Source organism: Carboxylicivirga agarovorans, assembly GCF_050589845.1.
GTDB lineage: Bacteria > Bacteroidota > Bacteroidia > Bacteroidales > Marinilabiliaceae > Carboxylicivirga > Carboxylicivirga agarovorans.
Genome location: NZ_JBNGPA010000053.1, coordinates 1 through 26,055 on the forward strand (window position 1 = coordinate 1; position 26,055 = coordinate 26,055).

The window sequence follows — 26,055 nt, forward strand, 5'->3', positions numbered from 1 at the left end:
TATCTGTGATAGATTCTTCCTAATTACACGGTAAAGTTAACGCAGCAGATGGAGCTTTTATCCAAAGAAAATATTCTTTTTTATCTTCTTCTCTTTTTCAAGTACAAACTAACGATTACACGGATTATGGCTTCGCCATAGCAATCGCATAGCGATTGCACAATTCGTGTAATTCGTGTAATTCGTGGTTCATCTTTTTTTGTTTATTTAAATCATTGGTTTGTGTTGTATTTTACTTCTTTTGAAACCACGGTTTCTTTTTGTTTGACCACGCCCCGGTAGTCATCGGGAGATACATTAAAAACGTTTACGGTATTCGAGCGGCGTGAGGTTGGTTTTTGATTTAAAGAACTTTACAAAGTATGAGGCATCTGAGTACTGCAGCTCATGCGCTATTTCAGAAATGGTATTATTGGTATAACGTAACAGGCGTTTACTTTCCATAACCAGGCGTTCTGTTATAATTGAACTTGCCGGACGCCCCACCTCAGCTGAGCAAAGTGTACTTAACCTTCTTTTAGTGATGTGCAACTGATCAGCGTAAAATCCAAGCTCCTTTTCGGTTTTATAATGTTTATCAACTAAAGCCTTAAAGGCACTTACTGTTTTATCATCTCCTTTGGCTTGGCTGTTACGCGTTACCAGTTCGTTTATTTTATATATAATAACGTTTAAATAGCTTTTTAATACCAATTGATTGGGACGTGAGGAATCAAACTCCTTCATCATCAGATCAAAATCACTTAACAAATGCTTATTATCTTTCCCCAATCGCATGTGTGTAGGAATGGATGACAACAAAGGTTCTATGTCGTTAAACTCATCAAGAAAGGCCTCTTTAAAGATCATAACATAGCCTTTGGGGATTTGCGTAAAATCCCAGCAATGCACTTGTTCGCCATTGAGATAGAACAAGGCAGGCGGGTTTACCTCGTAATCTGTGTCATCAATCGTATGAACACCTGCCCCTTCATTCAGAATGATAAATTCATGGTAGCCTGCATGTTTATGAGGTTTAGTAGGTTTGATCACCTCCTTCATCCTGCTTATCTTAAATACGAGCTCCTTTTCTATTTTGTTTTTCTTATCAATTGTCTTCATACACTAGAAAATAACGAACAATCACAAATTTGATTGTCCAAAAGTACAACCCCCAATTAATTAAAGGTGTTATAAATCGGTCAATTTGTAGTACAGATATGTCCAATAATCGTTCAGTTATTTTAAAAAACATGACAAAAATCCCCATATGTTGGTATTTGGATAATTAAAGAATTTTTTCACTTTTGCATTGTGATAAACAAGTATATAAAATACCAAAAAGTCTTTAATAGACTGGCATTACTCCTGGTAATGATGTTTGCAGTGCAGATTGCAAGCAATGCTTTCTTTTATCACACCCACACGATTGATGGCAAAAGCTACAGTCACGCTCACCCGGGTTGCGACGGACACTCGCACACTGCAGCCGACTTCGCTTTCTATCAGCAATTACAAACAATGTTATCGGAAGAAGCTCCTGAGCTTTTATCTGATATAACGCCTTTATACATTGAATCACTTGAAACAGAAGTTTCTATCTTCCTTGACGATTTATATAATGGCATCAACTCCGGAAGAGCACCTCCTGTAGCTTAATTCCTCCACAATTGACATACTACGTATTCATTTTCATTGAACAATGAAAATATGTACCTGTGTATCGTTTTGAAACACACAATCTAATTTATAACCCATAATCTTCACTCAAGATTAATTAATTTATTACAACATGAAGTTTAGTATTGCGAACGCATTATTATTATTCTGCTTATTATTTTCCACACCTCTATTTGCACAAACACCTCCACCTGAACCTGTTTGTCAATTGAATGGGGTCATTACTTCAGAAGGTAATCCTTTACCATTTGCCACAGTAACAATCAATAACACCACCCTGGGCGTAGCATCTGATATGGATGGTGCTTTTGAATTGGGCTATATACCGGAAGGCGAGTTTATTGTTAAAGCCCAGGCCATGGGATACAAACCAGTTGAAAAAACGGTTACTTTCGTAAACAGCAAGCCTGTTATGCTGAATTTTGAATTAGAAGAAGATGTATTGGGCCTTGAACAGGTAGTTGTAACAGCCGATCGTAATGAACAGAAAAGAACAACGGCATCGGTAATTGTCAACACACTGACCCCTAAACTACTTGAAAACACACAGGCCGTTTCCATATCAGAAGGCCTGAATTATGTACCGGGATTACGACTTGAAAACAACTGTCAGAACTGTGGTTTTACCCAGGTACGTATGAATGGTATGGATGGTGCACATTCGCAGGTACTGATTAACAACCGTGCTATTTTTAGCAACCTTGCCGGTGTTTATGGCTTAGAGTTAATACCAGCCAGCATGATCGATCGCATTGAGGTAGTCAGAGGTGGTGGCTCTGCTCTATACGGAAGTAACGCTGTTGCAGGTACCATTAACCTGATTACCAAAGATCCTATGAACAATTCCTACGACATTACATCTCAATACAGCTCTGTTGGAATTGGCAGTGATGGCGATGCAGTAAACGATTATTCGTTAAACATGAATTCAACCATTGTTAGTGATGACAAAAAGACCGGTTTAGCCTTATTTGGTTTCTATCGTGACAGAGACCCCTTCGATGCCAATGGCGATGGTTTTTCTGAATCATCACAAATTGAAAACTTAACTTTTGGAGCACGCTTGTACCACCGTATTGACTATCGTAATAAAATAACACTGGACTTTATCCGTGTTAACGAAGAACGACGTGGCGGTAATGACTTTAACAAGCTTAACCACGAAGCAGACATTTCAGAAGCAGTAGACCATAAGATCACAACAACGGCGCTTACCTATGAGCGTTTTATTGGAACAGGAAGCATGCTTTCAGTATATGGATCGGCGCAAAATGTTGACCGCGCTTCCTACTACGGAGCAGAGCAAAGCCTGGCTGACTACGGTCAGACCGACGGTTTAACCTATAATATCGGTACACAATTCAAAACTGACTTTGGCAAAAACAGTTTGGTGACAGGTATTGAATTGGTACATGATGATATGTTGGATAAGAAACTTGGATATCATGATCTGATATTTGATGATGAAGGCAATGTTACCGGTTCAAATGGACATACAGAAAATACGACTATCACAGACCAAAATAAAAATGTATACGGTGCTTTTGCTCAATATGATCATCGTTTTGGACCTGTTAAAGCCTCGGTAGGAGCTCGTTTTGACCGTTACGAAATTACTGACCTTGACAGTAAGCAAGGTAATAACTCGGGTAACGTCTTCTCTCCGCGCGTTAATCTTTTATGGGACGTTATTCCGTCATTACAGTGGCGTATAAGCTACTCACAAGGATACAGGGCACCACAGGTATTTGACGAAGATCTTCACATTGAAACATCAGGGTCGCGTAAGGTTATTCACGAAAACGCCCCTGATTTAAAGCAGGAAACCAGTCACTCTTATATGACTTCGTTTGACTACAACAAGCGCTTTGGAGCATGGAACATTGGTCTTTTGATTGAAGGTTTTTACACCAAGCTGGATGATGCTTTTGCCCAGTCTCCTGAATTTGATGAAGCCACAGGTATTACAAAATATATCAGAAGTAATGCAGATGACGGAGCAGAAGTAAAGGGTGTCAATTTTGAATTAACAGCCTCTCCGGGCAGCAAGTTATATTTACGTGCCGGTTACACTGCACAATCAAGCGAGTATGGAGAAGCTGTTGAATTAGGTGAAAGTGACTTCCTGCGTACTCCAAATGACTATGGTTTCTTTGCGGTTGACTACAACGTTACTGACAGATTTACCTTAATTGCCAGCGGAACCTATACGGGAGAGATGAAGATTGCCTATTATGGCGAAAACTTAAAACCGGGAGAGAGCTATATCGTAATAGAGGATCAGGATCCGGGCGTCATTCGCACCACCCCTACATTCTTTGATCTTGGACTAAAAGCTGAATATGACTTAAAAGTTGCAGGCCTGCCGTTCAAAGCCTTTGCAGGTGTTAAAAACATCTTTAACTCATACCAGGATGATTTTGACTCAGGCATCAATCGTGACCCAGCCTATATCTATGGTCCAACCAACCCTCGTACCATTTATTGTGGTATTAAACTAAGCAATGTATTCGGACATTAATTATAGATAATTCCAGTAAGAAAAGCCCGGCAGTTTACCGGGCTTTTTTATTGCTATTAATTACAAAGTACTTCCCAAAAGCTTACCGTTAAACGTTCCGGTGTTCATAGGCGCATGTTTCCTTTTATGCATATATACCCTATTCCGTGCTAATTCATTTGCTGCCATATGATAACTTACATCAACACACCTGTTCGTGGGATAACCTAAGCATTATATCATTTAACGGAATTTCAAAGCTAACAAGCCGAACAACACTGTTTGACTCCAGTTTATTGCTCATTGCCATCATAAGTATTGGGTATTATTAAGCAATCAGTAAAAAGTATACAACAAGCCGTAAAATATATACAGGCTCGCACAAAATCTTATCTACTTTTGTTACCATTAATAATAGTCTGATTATGAGTAAAGGTAAAAAAGCAATGGTAATCACTTTAAGTATTGTAGCAATAGTAGCGTTAAGTGTTGTTTTATTTATGGCGCTTAACCCACAATTTGGTGGTAAAGCAGATAAGGCTGTTCAGTTGTCTTACCAAAATTCTGAGCAATTCAGAAACGGTAAATTTGCCAACATTGATGACATTAAGATAAATATGTCAGGAGATAATTTTGTTGCCATGCTAAAAGAGCAGTTCAATATGCATCCTGAGGCAACTCCTAAGCAAACGCCTGAATTTGTAGCTATGGATTCGAGTGAACTAGCCAATTATGCAGGTGACACGCGCCTGTTCTGGTTTGGTCACTCATCATTCCTCATCCAAACCAATGGTAAAAACATATTGATAGACCCCATGCTGGGTCAATCGGCATCACCTGTTCCTGTTTTTAGCGTCAAACGTTTCAATAAAACCTTACCTATAGCCATTGAGCAGTTACCAAAGATCGATGTTGTCCTGATCTCTCATGATCACTATGACCATTTAGATTATCATACCATTAAAAAGATCAAAGACAAAACCGGTCAATTCTATACTCCACTGGGTGTTGGTGCTCATTTGCAAGCCTGGGGAGTAGACCAAAAGCGAATAAGAGAAGGCGACTGGTGGCAGGAGTTTCAGCACGGTGATCTCTCTTTTGTATGTACCCCTGCTCAACATTTCTCGGGGCGCGGCAAATGGTTCAATGACCAGGCCTCTACCCTTTGGTGTTCATGGGTAATCAACACTGGTAAAAAGAACATTTATTTTAGCGGCGACAGTGGTTATGGCGATCACTTCAAGACAATAGGTGAAAAATATGGTCCCTTTGACCTTGCGTTGATGGAATGTGGCCAGTATAATGAATTGTGGAAAGAGATTCATATGATGCCTGAAGAAACTATTATAGCCGGTCAGGATGTTGGGGCAAAAGCTGTGATGCCAATTCACTGGGGAGTTTTCAGGCTGGCCATGCACGACTGGCTTGACCCGATCACAAGAGCTGGTGCAAAAGGGCAGGATATAAACATGCCGGTTCTTACACCACAAATTGGTGAAAGCATGGTATTAAACGGCGAGTTACCAACTACAGCTCAATGGTGGATAAAACAGGAGGAAAACCAATTGGTATTAGCGAAATAGCATGATATACCAAGGCACTGTTACAGAGTATACTCTGCTATTTTTCAAGGCCTTATAAGTAATGGAACATTTTTTACTAAAACTATACTTCTTATAAACAGGCCGTTAGAAAGTCAAGTCTAACGAAACCACAAGTTTGATTAGTCAGCACACCGTAGTTTTATTATATATTATTAAATTTACAAGGCATTTGATTGCGAATTACAAGCACTTCACTTTCATTTGCCTTCAATTTAAAATAAACCATAAAACCAGATCGTGTGAACAATCTTTTATCGTACGACAATGGCACGTCGAACACGCCATTGTTGGGCATGACTATTTCAGAACAGCTAAAACAGACCGTTAAAAATTACCCTGACAGTGAAGCACTCGTTGTTCCCTATCAGAATTACAGAGCCACCTACAAAGAGTTCTGGCAGCAGGTTGAAGATGTTGCAAGGGGAATACTATCCTATGGTGTAAAAAAAGGGGATCGTGTAGGCATATGGTCCCCCAATCGTTTTGAGTGGGTATTGGTTCAATTTGCAACGGCCCGCCTAGGTGTGATTTTGGTAAATGTCAATCCCGCCTATAAGGCCGCCGAATTAAAATACGCTCTTCGTCAGTCAGAGATCAGTCTTCTTATTATGTCCAAAGGTTTCAGGCAAACCAATTATATAGACATATTAGGTGAAGTTCGAGGCTCATGTATTCACCTGAAGCACATTGTTGTAATCGACCATGATTGGCAAACCATGCTTGATGCCGGGGAAAAGATACCTGCAGCCCAACTGGAAGAGCTTGAAAGAACCTTACAGTTTGATGACCCTATCAATATTCAATATACATCAGGGACCACCGGGTTCCCCAAAGGAGCCACGTTGTCGCATCATAACATCCTCAACAATGGTTATTTCATTGGTCAGCGCCTTCAATACAACGAAAATGACAGGGTCTGCATACCAGTGCCCCTCTATCATTGTTTTGGTATGGTACTGGCTAATCTTGCCTGTATCACGCATGGAGCATGCATGGTACTGACCGGCGAAGCATTTGTACCCGAAACAGTACTGAAAACTGTTCAGGATGAGAAATGTACATCATTATATGGGGTTCCCCTCATGTTTATTGCCGAATTAAATGACCCGGCTTTTGATAACTATGATTACTCAAGCCTGAGAACGGGAATCATGGCTGGAGCCTCATGCCCGGAGTCGACCATGAAAGCAGTGCGTGAGAAAATGAATATGCGCGAGGTCGGGATCTGCTATGGCATGACAGAAACATCACCTGTTAGCACACAAACATTTGTTGACGATAATGAATATCGACGTTGTGCAACTGTAGGTAAGGTTCACCCTCATATTGAGATCAAGATAATAGATCCTGAAACAGGAGCTATCGTGCCACGTGGTGAGCGAGGAGAGTTTTGTACCCGCGGCTATTCCGTAATGCTGAAGTACTGGAACAATCCGGAAGCTACCGCATCTGTTATTGACGAAGGCCGTTGGATGCATACCGGCGATCTGGCCGAAATGGATGAAGATGGTTATGTAAAAATTGTGGGTCGCATAAAGGATCTGATCATTCGTGGGGGCGAGAATATTTCACCTTTCGAGATAGAGGAATTTTTGCACCAGCACGATTCCATTAAAGATATTCAGGTCATTGGAGTTCCTTCAGCCAGGTATGGGGAAGAAGTTATGGCTTGGGTTATTCTTAAGAATGGGGATACATTAACAGGCGCAGATCTGCAGGCCTATTGCAAGGGTCAGATCGCCACCTTCAAGATACCTAAATACTGGAAATTCGTTGAAGAGTTTCCGACAACCGTTACCGGTAAGGTTCGCAAGGTGGAAATGCGCGAAATATCGGCTAAAGAACTTGGTTTAGAACAACGTAACTAAATGACATAATAAAGCCGACCGAACCCATTATTTCACGCTGAGTGCGATAGCTATCGCACCATTCAGGATTCTGCAAAGGACGCAAAATATAGTGTTACGTTTCAACACCTTGCGTTCTTTGCATGCCTGTCCTTAGCGCATTTTGCGTGAAATATAATTACATCTCCTCTTCTTATTTAGTTCTTTCGCTCCAGTTCATTCAGGTGAAGCATCTTTTTCATCTCCAGGAAGCTTTGTATACCACCCAAGTGTTCTTTCACGCGTTTGTTACCAAACTCATAGACCTTATCCACCAGTCCATCAAGGAAATCACGGTCATGCGAAACCAGTATCAAAGTACCATCAAAGGCTTTCAGGGCCTCTTTAAGCACATCTTTGGTTTTCATATCAAGATGATTGGTAGGCTCATCGAGGATCAGGAGGTTAACCGGTTCCAATAGCAGTTTAATCATCGCCAGGCGGGTTTTCTCACCACCTGACAGAACACGTACTTTCTTGTCGATATCATCACCACCAAACATAAAAGCACCCAGCATATCTTTAATCCTAGTTCTGATATCTCCAACAGCAATATCATCGATTGTTTGAAACACCGTTAACTCTTCATCAAGCAAAGAAGCCTGGTTCTGGGCAAAATAACCAATCATTGTATTGTGGCCCAATTGCAATTCTCCTTTATAATCGATCTCACTCATTATGGCCTTTACAAGGGTTGATTTACCCTCACCATTTCGACCTACAAAAGCAATTTTCTCACCTCGTTCAAGGGTCAGTGATGCATCGGCGAATACCAGGTGCTCATCGTAATGCTTGCTTACTTCAGTAGCGATCAAAGGATAATTACCAGAACGGGGAGCAGGTGGAAATTTCAGACGTAATGAAGAGCGATCTTCTTCATCAACCTCTACCCTTTCGAGCTTTTCAAGCATTTTCACACGGCTCTGCACCTGCAAGGTTTTTGAGTAGGTTCCCTTAAAGCGCTCAATAAAAGCTTCGTTTTCAGCGATCATCTTTTGCTGCTCTTCAAAGGCTTTCAATTGCTGTTCACGGCGCTCCTGACGCAATACCAGGTATTGTGAATAGTTAACTTTATAGTCATAGATACGTCCCATGGTTACTTCAATGGTACGTGTTGTAATATTGTCGACAAACGCCCTGTCGTGAGAAATAACAATAACAGCTTTTCCACAATTGATCAGGAACTCTTCCAACCACTGTATTGATTCAATATCCAGGTGGTTGGTTGGCTCATCAAGCAGAATAAGGTCGGGTTTCTTCAACAGTATTTTGGCTAATTCGATACGCATGCGCCACCCGCCGGAAAACTCACTGGTTGACCTGTGCAGATCATCACGCATAAAACCTAAACCCAACAATACCTTTTCCACTTCAGCATCAAAGTTGGTTTCTTCGATCGAGTAGAACTTTTCGCTTAAAGTGGAAACCCTCTCAATCAATTCATAATAACTTTCCGACTCGTAATCAGTGCGTGTCTCCAGCTCTTTATTGATTTCAGCAATTTCTTTCTCCATGGCAAAAATGTGTGCAAAAGCCTGTGATGCTTCTTCAAACACACTTCTGTTATCTTCTGTCATCAAATGCTGTGGAAGATAAGCCACTACTTTATCCTTAGGCACCGAAACATGGCCTTTATTGGCCTCACGTTCGCCGGCAAGAATTTTCAATAGTGTTGATTTCCCTGCACCGTTCTTTCCCATCAAGGCAATACGATCCTTTTCGTTAATCACGAAAGAGATATTTTTAAAAAGCGTGGTAGCACCAAACTCTACCGTCAATCCATCTACCGAAATCATAATTATCAATTTAGCGCCGCAAAGATAAAAAGTTAGACCAAAGCGTGAAGTAAAAAGCCGCAAGAATAACGCCTTCGCCTCCCAAGTGATTGAAATATTATTGTATTTTTGTTTGTTAACCTTACAAAAGCGCAAGAAGAATGCCGAATATCGGGAAAGAGATACAAGAATTACGAGATTTACTCCACCATCATAATCATCAGTATTACGTACTGAATGAACCACTTATATCGGATTATGAATTTGATCAGATGCTCAACAAGCTTATTGATTTGGAAAAACAGCATCCTGAATTCAATGATCCCAACAGCCCCACACAGCGGGTTGGCAGTGATCTGAACAAGGAATTTGAGCAAGTCAGACACGTTTATCCCATGCTTTCACTGGGTAATACGTATAATGAAGGTGAGATAAACGATTTTTATACCAGAGTGAGCAAGCAACTGATGGAGGCCCCATTCGAAATTGTTTGCGAACTGAAATACGACGGCACAGCCATTGGCTTAAGCTATGAAAACGGACAACTCGTGAGGGCCGTGACGCGAGGTGATGGTGTGCAGGGTGATGATGTAACAGCCAACGTTAAAACCATTAAAAGCATACCGCTACAGCTTAAAGGTGATTATCCTGCGAGCTTTGAGATACGCGGTGAAATATTCCTGCCCCATAAAGGCTTTCAAAAACTGAATGAATTACGTACTGAAGCAGGAGAATCTCCTTTTGCTAATCCACGTAATGCAGCTGCCGGTTCATTAAAAATGCAGAACAGTGCACAGGTAGCAAAACGACCGCTTGACTGTTATTTATATTATATGCTTGGAGAGAACTTACCCAGTAATCTTCACTCTGAAAACTTAAATAAGGCCAGTGAATGGGGTTTTAAAATACCACCTCATATAAAAGTCTGTAAAAACATTGATGAAGTAATTGCATTCATCAATTACTGGGATGAAGAACGCCAGAATCTGCCTTTCGATATTGACGGTATCGTTCTTAAGGTCAACAGCCTTGAACAGCAACGCAGTCTTGGCTTTACAGCCAAATCGCCTCGCTGGGCCATTTCTTATAAATTTAAAGCCGAACAGGGTTACACTAAACTGAAGGAAGTGACTTTCCAGGTTGGACGAACCGGTGCAGTAACGCCTGTTGCTAATCTTGAACCTGTTTTTCTTGCCGGAACAACTGTTCAACGTGCTTCATTGCACAATGCTGATATCATTAATACCCTTGATTTGCATGAAGGAGATATGGTGTATGTGGAGAAAGGTGGTGAAATCATCCCAAAAATTGTGGGTGTGGATGCCACTGTACGTGATGCCTCAGCTTTGAAGATCAACTTTCTGGAAAGGTGCCCCGAATGTGATACGCCACTTACCCGTATTGATGGTGAGGCGGCCCATTATTGCCCAAATGCAGAAACATGTCCGCCACAGGTTAAGGGTCGTATCGAGCATTTTATTGGCCGAAAAGCCATGAACATAGATGGTTTGGGTATCGAGACCATTGATCTGCTATACAAAAACGGCTTTATTAAAAATGTAGCTGACCTGTATGAGCTTCACCCCATGCAACTATCGGGTCTGGATCGGATGGGTGATAAATCGGCCAACAACATTCTTGATGGTTTGGAAGCATCAAAGCAGGTTATTTTTGCCAGGGTGCTCTTTGCGCTTGGCATACGCTATGTAGGAGAAACTGTTGCAAAAAAACTGGCCTCTGCCTTTAAAAATATTGACAAGCTGATGTCGGCTACCCTTGAAGAATTGGTTGAAGTAGACGAAATTGGTGACCGAATAGCACAAAGTGTGACTGAATATTTCAGTCACGATGAAAATATTCAGCTGATTGAAAAATTGAAAAGTATCGGCCTTCAACTTCAACTATCTGATGAAGAGCAGTCGCAACACAGTTCTAAACTGGAAGGACTCTCGTTTGTGGTCAGTGGGAGTTTTGCCAGCTTTTCACGAGATGAATTAAAAGGCTTGATCGAAAAGAACGGAGGAAAAAACCTGAGTGGTGTTTCGTCAAAAACAAATTACCTTGTGGCAGGTGATAAAATTGGCCCAAGTAAACTGGCTAAAGCTGAAAAGCTAAATGTCAACATTATTTCTGAAGAGGAGTTCAAACAAATGATAGACTAAACCGACACACAATAATTGTAGCACTAAATGAGTAACTTCATAAGCAAAATAAGAGAACGAATAGCCCTGTATAAGCTGGACAAGCAGCTTAAAAAAGAGCCTCGCAACAAACGGCTTCACAACCTGAAAACAGCTTCAACGGCAGGTATTATTTACGATGCTACCGAGGAGGCCAACCACCAGATTGTTAAAGAATTAATAAAAGAGCTAAACGAGGAAAACATTACTTCAGAGGCCTTAGGATTTATAGATAAAAAAAAGCGCGACGACAACTACATTGGTGATAACACATACTCCTTTGCCTGTCGCGGTGACTTTAGCTTTTTCTATGCCATCAAACAGGAGTCCATTCAGACATTTATTGATAAGCCCTTTAACCTGTTGTTTGTGTTAGTCAACGAGCAGCCCTTCGCGGTAGACTACCTTGGTCAGTTATCCAAAGCAGAGTTTAAAGCCGGTAAGGCAGGCCTGGATAATGATCTGTACGATTTTATGATCGAACTAAAGGCTGACAAAGGTATTTCAGAGCTAAAAAAGCAAATAATTCACTATCTTAAACTTCTCAACAACAACTAAATACCCAACATGATATCTCCTAAACAACTTAGCGGAACAGGTGTAGCCCTGATCACCCCTTTCAATCAACAAAAAGAAGTTGACCACCCGGCATTGAAAAACCTGGTGAATAATGTTATCGATAATGGTATCGGCTTTTTAGTTGCTCTTGGGACAACCGCTGAAACAGCAACGCTTAGCAGCAAGGAAAAACTGGAAGTTGTAAGAAGCATAAAAGAGGCCAATGCGGGTCGTATTCCAATTGTTTTGGGTATGGGCGATAATAATACCGCTCAATTGATTGAAACGATCAACAGGACCGATTTTGACGGTATTGATGCTATACTGACGGTCACACCATTTTACAACAAACCAAACCAGAAGGGTTTATATCAGCACTACAAGGCCGTGTCTGAAGTTTCTCCTGTCCCTGTCATATTATACAATGTTCCTTCAAGAACAGGGTGTAACTTAAACGCTCAAACCACCATTCGTCTGGCCAATGATTTTGACAATATCATTGCTGTTAAAGAAGCATCGGGCAAACAGGAGCAGATAATGGATCTGATCAAGTATAAGCCTGATAACTTTTTGGTGTTATCAGGTGATGACCTTGGAACTTTACCACTTATCGCGCTTGGTGGTGATGGTGTCATATCAGTTATCGCCAATGCCTTTCCGTCAGAGTTCAGTACACTTGTTAATGCTGCTAAAGAGCATGATTTGCCCCTTGCACGTCAAATCCACTATAGCTTAACTGATATTATAAATAATATTTTTGCCGAGGGAAATCCTGCCGGAATTAAAGCCATTTTACATTTACAGCAAATAATTGACAACCAGGTGCGCCTGCCACTTGTTCCTGTAACAGATAAGTTATACGGACAATTAAAATCACAGATAGCTGCTTTGTAGCCTGTTTTTGGAATGTTTTTTGATTACGTTGACAATGGACAATACATTTAAATAATCATAATTCTAAACTTATTACTTATGAAACGAAATTTTATAGTCGTAATAGCCATTGCATTAACAGTAAGTGTACTTTCAGGGTGTGCGACTCGTTCTGTTGAACGTGTTGATACAAAGGAAACCATTGACTTAAGTGGACGCTGGAATGACACAGACTCACGTATTGTTGCTGAGGAAATGGTCAACCAGGTACTTGGAGGAGCCTGGATAGGCAACCACCAGGAAGCAAACAACGGGGAAAAGCCGGTTGTGGTTGTAGGTTTGGTTTACAACAAATCACATGAACACATTAGTGCTGAAACATTTGTTAAAGATGTGGAAAGAGCATTTATCAACAGTGGCCGTGTTCGTTTGGTTCAGGCCGGTGACAAACGCGAGGAGTTACGTCGTGAAAGGGCTGCTCAGCAAGAATTTGCAAGCATGGAAACTGCCAAAGCATGGGGAAAAGAACTAGGTGCTGACTTTATGCTTAATGGTGATATCAATTCAATTGTTGATACCTACAAAAAAGAGCGTGTTAATTTCTATAAGATCAATATGGAGTTATCAAATCTTGAAACCAATGAAATAGTTTGGATTGGTGACAAGGAAATTAAGAAGTACATTAATAAATAATGGATAATGACTTACGCTTAGGGCTTAATTACGGATAATTAAGCTCTAAGCTTGAATCAACCAATATTGATCCGGCTATACCATACATCTCTTTCTCTCTACCTATGAAAACGAAAGTCCTCGCCATATTGCTCCTGTTTACCCTATTGGGCTGTGCTACCTACTATGAGCAAAACATCAAATTGCAAAACCTGATCACTTCAGGTCAGTTTGAAGCTGCCGATAAAGTTTTAGCCAACGATAATAAGGGTGCTGAAGGTAAAAACCGCTTCCTGTACTTCTGTAATCGTGGTGTGGTTTGCTTTATGAACGGGCAATACGAACTAAGCAACAGCTACTTTAATAAAGCTGATTACTATGCTGAGGATTTTAGCAAATCGTTTGGTAATGAAGCGTTAGCCCTTGTCACAAATCCAATGGTTAAGCCCTACCGACCTGAAGACTTCGAGTCCGTTCTGGTACATTTTTATAAAGCGCTAAACTACATTTACCTTAAGGACTATGAAGGAGCACTGGTGGAATGCCGTCGGGTAAACATCGTATTGCAACAGCTCAATGATAAGTATAAGAAGAACAAGAATAAATATTCCCGCGATGCTTTTGCCCATTGCATGATGGGTTTAATATATGAGGCTGCAGGCAATGCTAATGATGCGTTTATAGCCTACCGTAATGCTCTGGAAATATATGAAGAAGACTACAAAGAGCTTTTTGGTCTTGATGTTCCCGAACAGCTAAAGAATGACCTGATGCGCACTGCTCATCAATTGGGCTTTGGTTCTGAACTGGACTTTTACGAGAATAAATTTGGCTATACATATGAACCTGAAGATCCGGATAAAGGTCACCTCGTCTTTTTCTGGCTGAACGGCTTTGGCCCTGTCAAGGATGAATGGAGCATTAACTTTACCAACACAGGTTATAATGATGGCTGGGTAACGCTGGCCAATGAAGAGCATGGTTTGACATTCCCTATCTACATTGGCAATAAGTCAAGCAGTGACCAGGCAGCATTCAAAAATATGTCATTTCTAAGGGTAGCATTCCCAAAATACAGCGAACGCAAGCCAATATTTACACAAGCTCATATTGCCGCCAATGGTGAAAGATACCTCATTGAAATGGGTGAAAACGTTAATGCGGTAGCTTTTCAGTGCCTCAACGACCGTATGGTAAGAGAAATGGCTGCAGGCATTGCCCGACTGGCCACTAAAAAAGCACTCGAAGAAGTTGCCCGCAACGAAAATGAGAATCTGGGAACCATTGTGAGCATTGTAAATGCTATGACTGAGAAAGCCGATACGCGCAACTGGCAATCGCTTCCCTATAGCATTTCATACTGTCGGGTACCACTTGATGAAGGCATGAACAGCGTGCAACTAAACACCAGCGGTCGCATGGAAAATTCGGTACCTTTTAATTTTGAGATCAAAAAGAACCAAACAACCTTTTTTGCGTTTCATAACCTGGAAAGCGATCAACGCTAGCAAAACCTAAATATAAAGTGCCATGGCAGCTATAACCAATCCAATGGCTGTCAATACCAGTCCGCGTTTAAACTTCTTTGTTGAGGGCTTGTACATCCATAATGACGACAAGGCTAAAAACAAAAGCAATATTCCGTATACAGTTGCAAACCAATGGCTCGTAAAGCGACTTTTGAGCTTATGAAAGCTATTGATCGTCCATATAAAATCAGGATAAGTTGTTATGGTGTAAACAGCTTCGCCACTAGACTGACAATAATACCCGTAGTTGAAGAAAATAGTATCATTACGCTCCTCAATAACTCTTAAACGGCGCAGCTCCAGTGCAGCGCCTAATTCACCTGCCGGAGTGCCTGGCTTAATGGTTTCAGTGTATTCCTTTTTTATGGTAAATATTTCAGTATCACGATACAGTAGGATAATACCACTAACACCATACACCAGTGTCAGACCAATCATAAGAAAGCCAATATCACGATGCAACTTGCGCATGATCTTGGTTACAGAGTTTTTAGAAGTCGCTTTTTTATTCATTGTTTTTAAATAAGGCGACAAATATAGATATTAGACTGTAATTGACAATTCTAAATAAGCACTCTGATACTTAATGAGACTGAGTTTTCAGATAGGCCTCCACATTATTAAGGGCTTTCTGGGATAAACGCTCCTTGGCCTCTTTGGTCCAGCCAGAAGTATTATCGGTATAAATAAGATTATTATAGCGGATTAACTGCTCCTTGTCGGCGCCAAAAGCTACAGCATCAAAAATGGCATAGTTATTTGTCTTCATCAGCCATTTTTCAAATGCTTCTTTATTGAAGGGCAATCCAAGGGATGTATTTACGATGATTTTGCTGGTCCCGATCACGTCAAAATGCGTGTCGTCAAGAACCTTTGTATTTCTTGGAAGATGAAACGAAACAATATCACATGTGCTTAAAAGCTCATCCAGAGAAAGGTAAGTAATACCATATTGATCAGCCTCGCTTTTCTTTGTTCTGCTGTAGTAATATAAATCGGCTCCAAAGGCCTGCAGGCGTTGCGCTGTCATTAAGCCAGTTGTTCCAAGTCCAATGATTCCAACTTTACGCCTTGTGAGCTCAACCGGCTCTGATAACCACCTGTGTCCGCCTATACCTTTTAATAGCTGAATGAGTTCAGATACAATAAACTCGGCCACACCTTCATCACCATAGTCACGAACACCTCTGACATCTATCCCTCTTAAACGTGCATAACGTACATCTACATTGGCCGAACTTTCATCGATCAGACTACAACACATACCAATGTATTTTAACTGCTCGCATTTTTCAATGACAGCCGCATTAACAGGTGTATTCCACGACACAAATACACAATCAGCATTCCCGATTCTGGCAATGATCTCTTCATCGTCCATTGGAATACTATTAAAAGCTTTAATTGGCATTACAGAATAAGATTGCAGCTTTTCTATGGCGAAGCCCTGAAGGCCTGTATAATCAAGAATTACTATTTGATGAAACATTCACTCAACACAATATGAACATGACAGCCTTTGTTGTAAACGAAAACTTCATGTTGATTTAACAATTAATTTACGACAAGCATGTCTTAAATATCTACATTCGATTTTACTATTTGTAACCCGTCGCTTAGCCCGAAAACTTACATGGAGAGACTCGTTGTCATTTCCATCCGATTCTTTTTCGTAATGAGTCTTTCCATGTTTGCGGGTGTGTTAACCGAGAGATTCCCAGGCATCATAGCCACCGGTTAAATTGAATAATTTCGTATAACCTTGTTTTACCAGGTACTCTATTACATGGGCACTTCGGATACCAAGGTGACAATATACCACAACAGTTTGCTCCTTTGGAATTTCATGCATACGAACCTGAACTTCCCGCATTGGAATATTAAGCGCCCCCTTGATTTCTCCCTGCAGGAGTTCAGCAGGTTCCCTTACGTCGACAAGAAAAGGAGCTTCATTCTTCATATGCATCTCTTTGAGTTCAGATGCTGTGATATCAGCTGTTAAAACCTGCTGTGTTCCACAAAAAGCATCATAATCAATCAACTCCGTTATTGCAGGATTATCTCCACAACAAGGACAATCAGGATCTTTCATAAACTTCACTTCACTAAAACGCATACCCAATGCATCGTAATTAAGAAGCCGACCAGTCAATGGCTCACCTATACCGGTAATTTGCTTAATCACCTCGGTTGCCTGTAAGGTGCCTATTACACCCGGTAAAACACCCATTACACCAGCGTCGGCGCACGAAGGCACTGTTCCCGGCTCCGGTGGTTCAGGAAATAAACATCGGTAACATGGACCTTCCTTAGTTCCAAAAACACTTAACTGCCCCTCAAACTGACGAATCGAGCCAAACACATTTACCTTTCCACTTATAACACAGGCATCATTAACCAGGTAACGGGTAGCAAAATTATCGGTACCATCTGTTACAATGTCAAATTGCTTTATAATATCAAGCGCGTTATCAGCAGTTAAAGCCATATTAAAAAGGGAAACCTTCAAATATGGATTGAGCTCTTTTAATGTCGCTTCGGCCGATATTGTTTTTGAAATTCCAACATTACCCGATTTATGAATGATTTGTCGCTGAAGGTTCGATTCATCAACCACATCAAAATCAATCAGCCCAATATGCCCTACACCTGATGCTGCCAGATACATGGCAATTGGGGAACCCAAACCGCCTGTACCAACAATTAAAACAGAGGCATTTTTAATTTTCTGTTGCCCCTCTACTCCTATTTCAGGCAATATGGTATGGCGCTTATAGCGCTCAAGCTCTTCTCTTGTTAATGACATGTTAAATATTGCTTTTGAAGTCGTGAAGATAATTACTTTCGGGCATACAATAAGGTCCTGAAGCCAAACGTTTGTATCCCTTTAATATCATAGGAAAGCAATAGGAATAATTCAGAAGCACATCAGTCAGTCGTAAGTTATTATAAGACTGCCGTTTTAAGTTATAGCAAAAAGTCACTAATCTTTTTATCGGACTTTTTGTTCTTCTTTTGCGCAGGATAATAATAGTAACGGCGTCTGTTAAATTGTAAAGTTTTGGAACAAAAATATAGAAAAGTGAACGTGAAGATTTTAACCCTCTTATTAGGAATGCTAATTCCCCTGTCATTGTGGGCTAACACCCCGGAAAAGGAAGGAATTGTTAAAGGAAAAGTCTATGATGGTAAATCAAAAACGCCCGTTGAATATGCTACCATTGCCATATACAATGCAGATGACGATAGCGTTATTAATGGTACCATAAGTGATCAGGATGGTAATTTTAAAATAAAGGGACTCAAGCAAGGTAAATTTTATGTTGTCGTTTCATTTTTAGGATACGAGAATAAACGCTACGATGATATAATAGTTGATGGTGGCCGTGACATGATTGACCTTGGAAACATAACCCTCGGATCAGAAAATCAGTCACTGGAGGAAGTTGAAGTAATAGCCGAGCGCCAGTCTGTTGAGTTTCACATCGATAAAAAGGTCGTTTCGGTGGGTAAACAAATGACCTCTGCCTCCTTGTCGGCCGTTGAAGTCCTTGAGAATGTTCCATCGGTGCGTGTTGACATCGAAGGCAATGTTTCGTTACGTGGCAGCACTGGTTTCACTGTTCTTATCGATGGTAAACCAACTGTACTTGAACCAAGTGATGTGTTGCGTCAGACACCAGCCTCAACCATTGAGAACATTGAAATAATAACTAATCCATCGGCGAAATATCAACCCGATGGAACCGGTGGTATCATCAATATCATTACCAAAAAGAACCGTATGCAAGGTGTACAGGGACTTGTAAATGCCAAAGCAGGTACATTTGGGATGTATGGAGGTGATTTCTTACTCAACTGGAGAAAGAAAAATGTCAATTTTAATATTGGTGCGGATTATAACAACCGCCCTTTCCCAGGTGAAACAAGTACACGACGTGAAATATACGATGGTGACAAAACAACTACTATTGCTGCCGCTGGAGACAATGAAAGAGGTTTCTACGGAGGTGGTATTCGTGGTGGATTGGATTGGGATATAACAGAGCGTGATAATTTCGGTGTAAGTTTTCGTGTTGGTAAATTTAACATGGGCGGCGATTCAGAACTGGACTATTTCGAACGCTACATGCCTCAAGACAGCATTGCACAATACTTTAGCACAAATGACTATCAACGAAGTGGTAATTTTTACTCTTTAACAGGTAATTACACTCATAAATTTGCTCAGAAAGGTCATGAATTGGCTGCTCAGCTAAACTACCGTCGATATGATGGTGATGAATATTCTGAGAATTTCAGAAGACAGAACAATGCCATTACAGATGGAACTAAGACAACAGAAGTAGGTCCCAATACCAGGTGGGAATTACGTTTGGATTATACCAAACCAATTGGTGAATCAGATGCCTTTGAAGCAGGATTCCAGGGGCGTGCAGGTATAGGAGACGATGAAACCCGGTTATATAACTGGGTAATTGACGAAGGCGACTTTGTTGAGCAAGAGGAAAACAGAAACACAACAAGCATGGACCGTAATATCTATGCATTGTATTCAGTCTATAAAGGCAAACTTAGTGATTTTGGCTACCAGTTAGGTTTACGGGGCGAATACACCGATCGTACCATTAGCTCAAGCGGTGTGAATGAAACATATGTTATTGATCGTTTTGACTTCTTTCCTACTGTACACCTTTCCTACCAGTTGCCATCCGATAACCAGGTAATGGCGAGTTATTCGCGTCGTATTGACCGACCAAGAGGCTGGTACCTTGAACCATTTGTAACAGTAGTTGACCAATACAACGTCAGAAGTGGTAACCCGGATTTAGCTCCTGAATATATCGATGCTTTTGAATTAGGTTATCTGAAAGAATGGGAAAAGGTACAGCTATCCCTTGAAGGATATTATCGCATTACCCATGATAAGATAGATCGAATCAGAACGCCATATGAAGATGATCCGGAGGTTTTTCTAAGTACCTATGACAATATCGGTTCAGATTATTCATTGGGTGTTGAAGCCATGCTGAATATTCCTGTCGCCAAATGGTGGGAAATGAACCTGATGGGAAATCTGTATGACTACAGAATTGAAAGTGATTACTCAGGTGTTGAAGACCGAACATCGTTTAACTGGAGCTCCAGGGTTAACAACTCTTTTGTGCTCAAAAAGAACATCAAGTTGCAAATCGATGGTAATTACGATAGTCCGTCGGCCACAGCACAAGGTGAAACGCAGGAAAGCTATTATATGAATGCGGCAGTTCGCATGGACTTTATGGACCGAAAATTGTCAGCCGTTGTTCAGGCACGTGATTTATTCGGAACAGCTCAGCGCATCTCCATTAGCGAAGGACCCAACTTTTATGAGTATCAAAAAAGAACACGTAATGCGCCTATGATATCATTTACCCTTAGCTATCGCCTGAATAACTTCGTTCAGAAAAGAAGCAGGAATGGTGGCAGTGACGGTGGAATGGGTGAAGAGTTTTAAAGATATAACCCACATAAACAAAGAAGGAAGGTTCAGTCAGAATCTTCCTTTTTTGCTTAATTCAAGCAAAACTATACTGTTTAGTATCATTAAAATAATACAGAAACCATGGTTTAATGGCCTGTAACATATAATACAAAACGAATTTTAGTAAATTCGTGGTAATGCCGATCCAGAATCAAATAACAAGCTTCCTTGAGAAGAATCGAGTGGATTTTATCCGCTTTGTTGACATTACAAGCTTTAGTAAATCTCAAACACAGGGATTTTCCACGGCAATATTGTTTGGAAAGGCACTTACTCCTTCCTATTTAAAAAAAGTCGCATCGGAGCCTCATTACGTTGCAAAGATGATCCTCAATAAAACCATTGAACTTGATGAGTTTCATAATACAGAGATTGCAACGGATGCATTGGCCGACAATCTGGCGGCTTATATTCAGCAACAGGGGTACCAGGCTTATTCTCAATCGGAAAAGAACATCGAACAATCAGGCCGTTTTAACCAGCAGGAAAACAGAACTCCCCTGCCACATAAAAGCATAGCCTTGTTGGCAGGTTTAGGATGGATCGGTAAAAACAACTTACTGATAACACCCGAATACGGCTGTGCTATCAGCATGTGCTCTGTTCTGACAGATGCGCCTGTAAAAGGCATCAAACAAGAAATACCTTTGCCCAGGTGTAATGATTGCACGGTTTGCAGGAATATCTGTACACCACATGCCATAGTAGGACAGCAATGGCAAATTGACACCAACAGGGATGTTATAATTGATGTAAAACAATGCAACACATGTTTTATGTGTGTTGTTAATTGCCCTTACACCGTTAATTATATCAATAATTCATTACTTTAAATCATTCATTATATAGCTATTGACTGTCACTCTATGTTAATTTTATTAAAGCTTTGAACTTTTTTAGCTCTCTGCTGTCTTTTTATTACGATTGATAGTGCAGATGTAAAAAACTCGCTTACTTTTGCAAGTCTTTACGTCCTATTGTCAGATAATCGGAATCATTGTCAGTATATTAATATTGGCTCAATAATTGATATAAGAAGGACCATTAGATAGAAAATAATTACAATACTAAATTTTATAAGATGGAAATCGGAAGAAATAAATTTGTGACCTTAAGTTACGAATTGCGTACCAACGGTGTTGAAGGCGACGTAATCGAAAAAACAGAATCTGCTTCTCCACTTGGTTTTGTTTTTGGTGCTGGTAAAATGCTTGAAATGTTCGAAAACAAGTTAGAAGGATTGGCTAAAGGCTCAGCTTTTGACTTTGAATTAAAAGCTGCCGAAGCATATGGAGAAGTTAATCCAAACGCTATTGTTGAGATTCCTAAAAATATATTTGAAGTAGAAGGTAAGATTGACGAAGAGCTTCTAACTGTTGGTAACCATGTTCCAATGCAGGATGCACACGGTAACCGCCTTAATGGTTTGGTACTGGAAGTTGGTGACGAAAAGGTAAAAATGGACTTTAACCACCCATTAGCAGGTGATAACCTATTCTTTAAAGGCGAAGTGCTTGAAGTACGTGAAGCAACTGAAGATGAGCTTATGGAGTCATGTGGTACAAGCTGTGGTTCTGGTAGTGGCGGCTGCGGTGGCGGTTGCTCATGTGGTTAATCAGTATTACACAGTTAACGATATTAAAGGAGGTGACTAATCATCTCCTTTTTTTATACCTAAAGATCAAAGCAGTAGTTCCAATCTTACCTCTTCGATTTTTTATCAGGTGTGTGACGCTTTACCCTTCCTTTTAATTCATAAGCATGTTACGGAAAGAAACAGAAAAGAATGAATTTCAGGATATGTATTGAATGGCATCAATTCATCTTAATTCTTCACTCAGTAATACTTTGTAGTTCATTAGTTATTTCTTCAATATTAATTCAATTATAATTGAACAAACATTGAACGAACATTGAACGAACATTGAAGGAACATTGAAGGAACATTGAAGGAAATATATAAATAATAAGTTGAATGCAGGATACAGGATAGCTATCTGGGTTAAGGGTCTGTGGCAATATTTCAATATTGATGTTCAGAAAGGAATTACGAATCAGGTATTAAATTGATCAATTTCTGAAATTATCATAGCTATCAATAGGCAATTAGACACTCAGTCCGCTAAACATCTAAACTATTCATTCAATCCCCTTGGGCAATCACTTTTAAACAGCTATTTTTACGCTTCATTTTTTAACAAACTATAAATAAATCTCTACATATGTCTGCAAATTCGTTTGGCACCTTGTTTAAATTGACCTCATTTGGCGAGTCGCATGGTAAAGCTGTGGGTGGAATCATTGAAGGTGTTATTCCTAATACCATTATAGATGAGGATTTTATCCAAAGTGAGTTGAACAGGCGTCGACCAGGTCAATCGGCTATCACAACACCACGTAATGAAGAAGATAAAGTAGAGTTTTTATCCGGTATTTTTGAAGGTAAAGCTACCGGTACACCAATCGGTTTTGTCATTTGGAACAAAGACCAGCGTTCGAAGGACTATGGTAATATTGCAGATGTTTATCGTCCGTCACACGCTGATTATACCTACCAGAGTAAATATGGTATTCGTGACTACCGAGGCGGAGGTCGATCCTCAGCCCGTGAAACTATTGCCAGGGTGGTGGCTGGTGCCATTGCCAAATTAATGCTTCAGCAACAAGGCATCACAATACAGGCATTCACATCAAAAGTTGGTTCCATTCAGCTTGAAAAAGACTATAAAGAGCTTAACCTTGCCAATACTGAAAACAATATTGTTCGCTGTCCTGACGACGAAACAGCTGACAAAATGATAGCCTATATTGATGATATCAGAAAAAACAAAGATTCAGTAGGTGGAATCATTACCTGTGTCATTAAAAACACCCCGGTGGGATTAGGAGATCCTGTTTTTAATAAACTGCATGCCACCCTGGGACAGGCTATGTTATCTATTAATGCTGTCAAAGGGTTTGAATATGGATTGGGCTTCGGCTCAACTGCACTAAAAGGATCTGAACACAACGACGAGTTTTATATGGAAAGTGGTCGTGTTAGAACAAAAACCAATCATTCAGGAGGTATCCAGGGTGGAATCAGTAATGGTGAGGACATATACTTTAATGTCGCCTTTAAACCTATCGCCACGGTTTTGATGGAGCAAAGCACCGTTAACAAGAGTGGTGAGGAAATAAAGTCAACTACCAAGGGTCGTCACGATCCATGTGTATTGCCAAGGGCAGTGCCAATTGTTGAGGCGATGGCCGCTATCACAATCGCAGATCATTTACTGGTCAATAAAATGTATCGATAACTTAAATAAAGCCAACTCAAGCAGTTGGCTTCTTTATTAATAAGGAATTAGTTTTTTATATTTTTTATTGCGAAGATATGCTGAAATAATTGTGCGCGTATCACCATTATCATCAAACATCTCAATGTGGTCTTTAAATTGCTGTGGTGAATCAATACAGGCATCTTCGCCAATATATCCATAACCAAGGTAACGGCCATTTTCAATGACAACAAGGGCCATTTCATTATCGTTTCGGCCTTTATCCAATATTACAAGGTTATTATGACCATACGACAGTTTCTTAAGCAGATCGAGCACGCGGTTATTATAACTAAGATCGTCCTCCTCGCCTACACAGGCACCTTTACAGGTTTTTAACTGATATTGAAAGCACCCGTGGTTACCATCGTACAATCCACATAATTGCTGGCATAATTCATGCTCATCGATCCATTGAAACAAGCGCTCCCTGCCCTCCTGTATTGTATCAAAGGTGGCATTGGGTATATCTACACCATTATTGGGTTTTAATAATAACCTGATGTATCCTTTACGGTCGGTATAACTGTATAATCCTATTTTGCTTTTCGACCGACGCTGAGCACGGTTATAGCGTGGTTTTTCCTGCTTTATTTCATGCGATTCCTTTAAAAGGGCAATCAGCTCACTTCCCGTCAGATTAAAGCTTATATCGGCCGTATTTTGCTTCATTTCAATCCCCTTCTTGGTTTTAGGATTACCAAGATGCGTGATTATCCTGTTTCTGATGTTTTTACTTTTACCGATATATATTAGCTCACCATTCTCATTATGGAGGTAATAAACACCAGTCTTTGTCGGTAGTGATTTAATATGATCCACTGACAGATCGGCATGCAAACCATCTGCTGAAAATTCCTTGTAAGGATCCTCCGGGTTCAGTATTCCATTATTCTTCTTTAGCAGAATTTCAAATAGCTGAACAGTAGCCAGCGCATCACCAGCTGCCCTGTGTCGGGCATCGTTGCCAATACCAAGCTCGGGGCAAATCTTACCAAGGCTGTAGGAAGCATGCCCGGGCAGAAGCTTACGTGATAATTTTACGGTACATATAGTAGGCATATCGAAATTGTAGCCCAGATTCCTAAACTCCTCTTTGATAAAGTTGTAGTCAAAAGCAGCATTGTGTGCTACAAAAACTGCATCCTTACAAATATCGACAACATCTTTGGCAATCTGGTAAAATGGAGGAGCTGACTCAACCATTTCATTCGTTATTCCTGTTAAAGAAGTTATAAACGGCGGAATATAACTTTCGGGATTGACCAGACTAACAAACTCATCTACAACACGGGAACCATCGTGACGATAAATGGCTATTTCGGTAATTTTGCCATTCTTCATATTGCCACCGGTCGTTTCAATATCAACAATTACATACATGTACTACTAATCCTGCTTATTAAAGTAAGGGTAAAAGTACACATTTTAATTTTGTATCAATCAAAGCATTCCGTCATAAAACTCTTAAAACCCTTGTGTTTTCTTGGATACAGCAATATAAAAACCTATATTTGTGATACGATCATTGACAAAGACATTCCGCATCAGTCGTATTTAGATTGTTAAACTCAACACTAAAAGAACACCGAGTGACGCTATGTTTTTAAAGAGCGGGCCTCGCCCTTGTGGTTACTACTTGTAGTACGGAGGATTATCGATAATTACATGCACTCAAATCCTGTTTTCAGGAGTTTAAATAATCCCGGTTGATGCGGTTCCTGATAAAAAGGCGATATTCACTGAATATCGCCTTTTCTTTTATAGAATGGGTGATTTACAATTCCTTGCAAATCGAAACTTCTTTTGGAACACCAGAGGGCATCGCCTTTTAGTGTTCGAAAAGAGGTTTTATAAACGTATAGATCTATGCATCATGTAAATCAGCTCTCCTCCTTACAAAAAGGAGGAGTCCGGTGAGGTACGAACCGGGAGGTGGTTTTAGAAACTTTTGTAACAATTTTCATAAAACTCT

19 protein-coding genes are annotated in these 26,055 nt (G+C 40.3%); 13 read left to right on the forward strand and 6 right to left on the reverse strand.

Annotated elements, in window-relative coordinates; all coding sequences use genetic code 11:
- Positions 1–297 precede the first annotated feature (297 nt).
- Positions 298–1,101: an AraC family transcriptional regulator gene (locus tag ACRD69_RS24225; protein WP_430817717.1), complete on the reverse strand. Its 804-nt coding sequence runs from the start codon at positions 1,099–1,101 to the stop codon at positions 298–300.
- 192 nt (positions 1,102–1,293) lie between these two features.
- Between ACRD69_RS24225 and ACRD69_RS24230 the strand changes: the two genes are divergently transcribed.
- From ACRD69_RS24230 to ACRD69_RS24245, 4 genes are all read left to right on the forward strand, one after another.
- A complete protein-coding gene (locus tag ACRD69_RS24230) occupies positions 1,294–1,638 on the forward strand; it encodes a DUF8478 family putative metalloprotein (protein WP_430817718.1) in 345 nt (114 codons plus the stop codon).
- 133 nt (positions 1,639–1,771) lie between these two features.
- A complete protein-coding gene (locus ACRD69_RS24235) occupies positions 1,772–4,180 on the forward strand; it encodes a TonB-dependent receptor (RefSeq protein ID WP_430817719.1) in 2,409 nt (802 codons plus the stop codon).
- Positions 4,181–4,584: 404 nt separating this feature from the next.
- A complete protein-coding gene (locus ACRD69_RS24240) occupies positions 4,585–5,742 on the forward strand; it encodes an MBL fold metallo-hydrolase (protein ID WP_430817720.1) in 1,158 nt (385 codons plus the stop codon).
- A 260-nt stretch (positions 5,743–6,002) separates the two neighbouring features.
- Entirely contained in the window at positions 6,003–7,631 is a 1,629-nt protein-coding gene (locus ACRD69_RS24245) for an AMP-binding protein (protein ID WP_430817721.1), read from the forward strand.
- Between the two features lie 176 nt (positions 7,632–7,807).
- Here ACRD69_RS24245 and ACRD69_RS24250 read toward each other — a convergent pair whose 3' ends face one another.
- Entirely contained in the window at positions 7,808–9,445 is a 1,638-nt protein-coding gene (locus ACRD69_RS24250) for an ABC-F family ATP-binding cassette domain-containing protein (RefSeq protein WP_430817722.1), read from the reverse strand.
- A gap of 140 nt (positions 9,446–9,585) precedes the next feature.
- Here ACRD69_RS24250 and ligA point away from each other — a divergent pair, with 140 nt between their 5' ends.
- The 5 genes from ligA (at position 9,586) to ACRD69_RS24275 (ending at position 15,215) form a co-directional block, all read left to right on the forward strand.
- Positions 9,586–11,586: an NAD-dependent DNA ligase LigA gene (gene ligA, locus ACRD69_RS24255; protein WP_430817723.1), complete on the forward strand. Its 2,001-nt coding sequence runs from the start codon at positions 9,586–9,588 to the stop codon at positions 11,584–11,586.
- 27 nt (positions 11,587–11,613) lie between these two features.
- Positions 11,614–12,162, forward strand: coding sequence for a DUF6913 domain-containing protein (locus ACRD69_RS24260; protein WP_430817724.1), 549 nt, complete (start codon positions 11,614–11,616; stop codon positions 12,160–12,162).
- 9 nt (positions 12,163–12,171) lie between these two features.
- Positions 12,172–13,056: a 4-hydroxy-tetrahydrodipicolinate synthase gene (dapA, locus tag ACRD69_RS24265; protein ID WP_430817725.1), complete on the forward strand. Its 885-nt coding sequence runs from the start codon at positions 12,172–12,174 to the stop codon at positions 13,054–13,056.
- A 78-nt stretch (positions 13,057–13,134) separates the two neighbouring features.
- Complete coding sequence (locus tag ACRD69_RS24270; RefSeq protein ID WP_430817726.1) at positions 13,135–13,728, forward strand: penicillin-binding protein activator LpoB; 594 nt, start codon at positions 13,135–13,137, stop codon at positions 13,726–13,728.
- Positions 13,729–13,832: 104 nt separating this feature from the next.
- A complete protein-coding gene (locus ACRD69_RS24275) occupies positions 13,833–15,215 on the forward strand; it encodes a COG3014 family protein (protein ID WP_430817727.1) in 1,383 nt (460 codons plus the stop codon).
- A 6-nt stretch (positions 15,216–15,221) separates the two neighbouring features.
- On the opposite strand, the gene ACRD69_RS24280 is transcribed toward ACRD69_RS24275, so the two are convergent.
- The 3 genes from ACRD69_RS24280 to moeB form a co-directional block, all read right to left on the reverse strand.
- Positions 15,222–15,749, reverse strand: coding sequence for a hypothetical protein (locus ACRD69_RS24280; protein WP_430817728.1), 528 nt, complete (start codon positions 15,747–15,749; stop codon positions 15,222–15,224).
- A 70-nt stretch (positions 15,750–15,819) separates the two neighbouring features.
- Entirely contained in the window at positions 15,820–16,725 is a 906-nt protein-coding gene (locus ACRD69_RS24285; protein WP_430817729.1) for an NAD(P)-dependent oxidoreductase, read from the reverse strand.
- A gap of 213 nt (positions 16,726–16,938) precedes the next feature.
- A complete protein-coding gene (gene moeB, locus ACRD69_RS24290; protein ID WP_430817730.1) occupies positions 16,939–18,042 on the reverse strand; it encodes a molybdopterin-synthase adenylyltransferase MoeB in 1,104 nt (367 codons plus the stop codon).
- Positions 18,043–18,318: 276 nt separating this feature from the next.
- On the opposite strand from moeB, the gene ACRD69_RS24295 reads away from it, so the two are divergent.
- The 4 genes from ACRD69_RS24295 to aroC all read left to right on the forward strand — a co-directional run bounded on the left by ACRD69_RS24295 (position 18,319) and on the right by aroC (position 24,059).
- Entirely contained in the window at positions 18,319–20,733 is a 2,415-nt protein-coding gene (locus ACRD69_RS24295) for a TonB-dependent receptor (RefSeq protein ID WP_430817731.1), read from the forward strand.
- A gap of 164 nt (positions 20,734–20,897) precedes the next feature.
- Positions 20,898–21,593 (forward strand): hypothetical protein, encoded by a 696-nt coding sequence (locus ACRD69_RS24300; protein WP_430817732.1) that lies wholly within the window; start codon positions 20,898–20,900, stop codon positions 21,591–21,593.
- Positions 21,594–21,841: 248 nt separating this feature from the next.
- Positions 21,842–22,375, forward strand: a complete 534-nt coding sequence (locus ACRD69_RS24305) for an FKBP-type peptidyl-prolyl cis-trans isomerase (protein ID WP_430817733.1) — start codon at positions 21,842–21,844, stop codon at positions 22,373–22,375.
- A 607-nt stretch (positions 22,376–22,982) separates the two neighbouring features.
- Positions 22,983–24,059 (forward strand): chorismate synthase, encoded by a 1,077-nt coding sequence (aroC, locus tag ACRD69_RS24310; protein WP_430817734.1) that lies wholly within the window; start codon positions 22,983–22,985, stop codon positions 24,057–24,059.
- 36 nt (positions 24,060–24,095) lie between these two features.
- Here aroC and ACRD69_RS24315 read toward each other — a convergent pair whose 3' ends face one another.
- Positions 24,096–25,463 (reverse strand): exonuclease domain-containing protein, encoded by a 1,368-nt coding sequence (locus ACRD69_RS24315; protein ID WP_430817735.1) that lies wholly within the window; start codon positions 25,461–25,463, stop codon positions 24,096–24,098.
- Positions 25,464–26,055 lie beyond the last annotated feature (592 nt).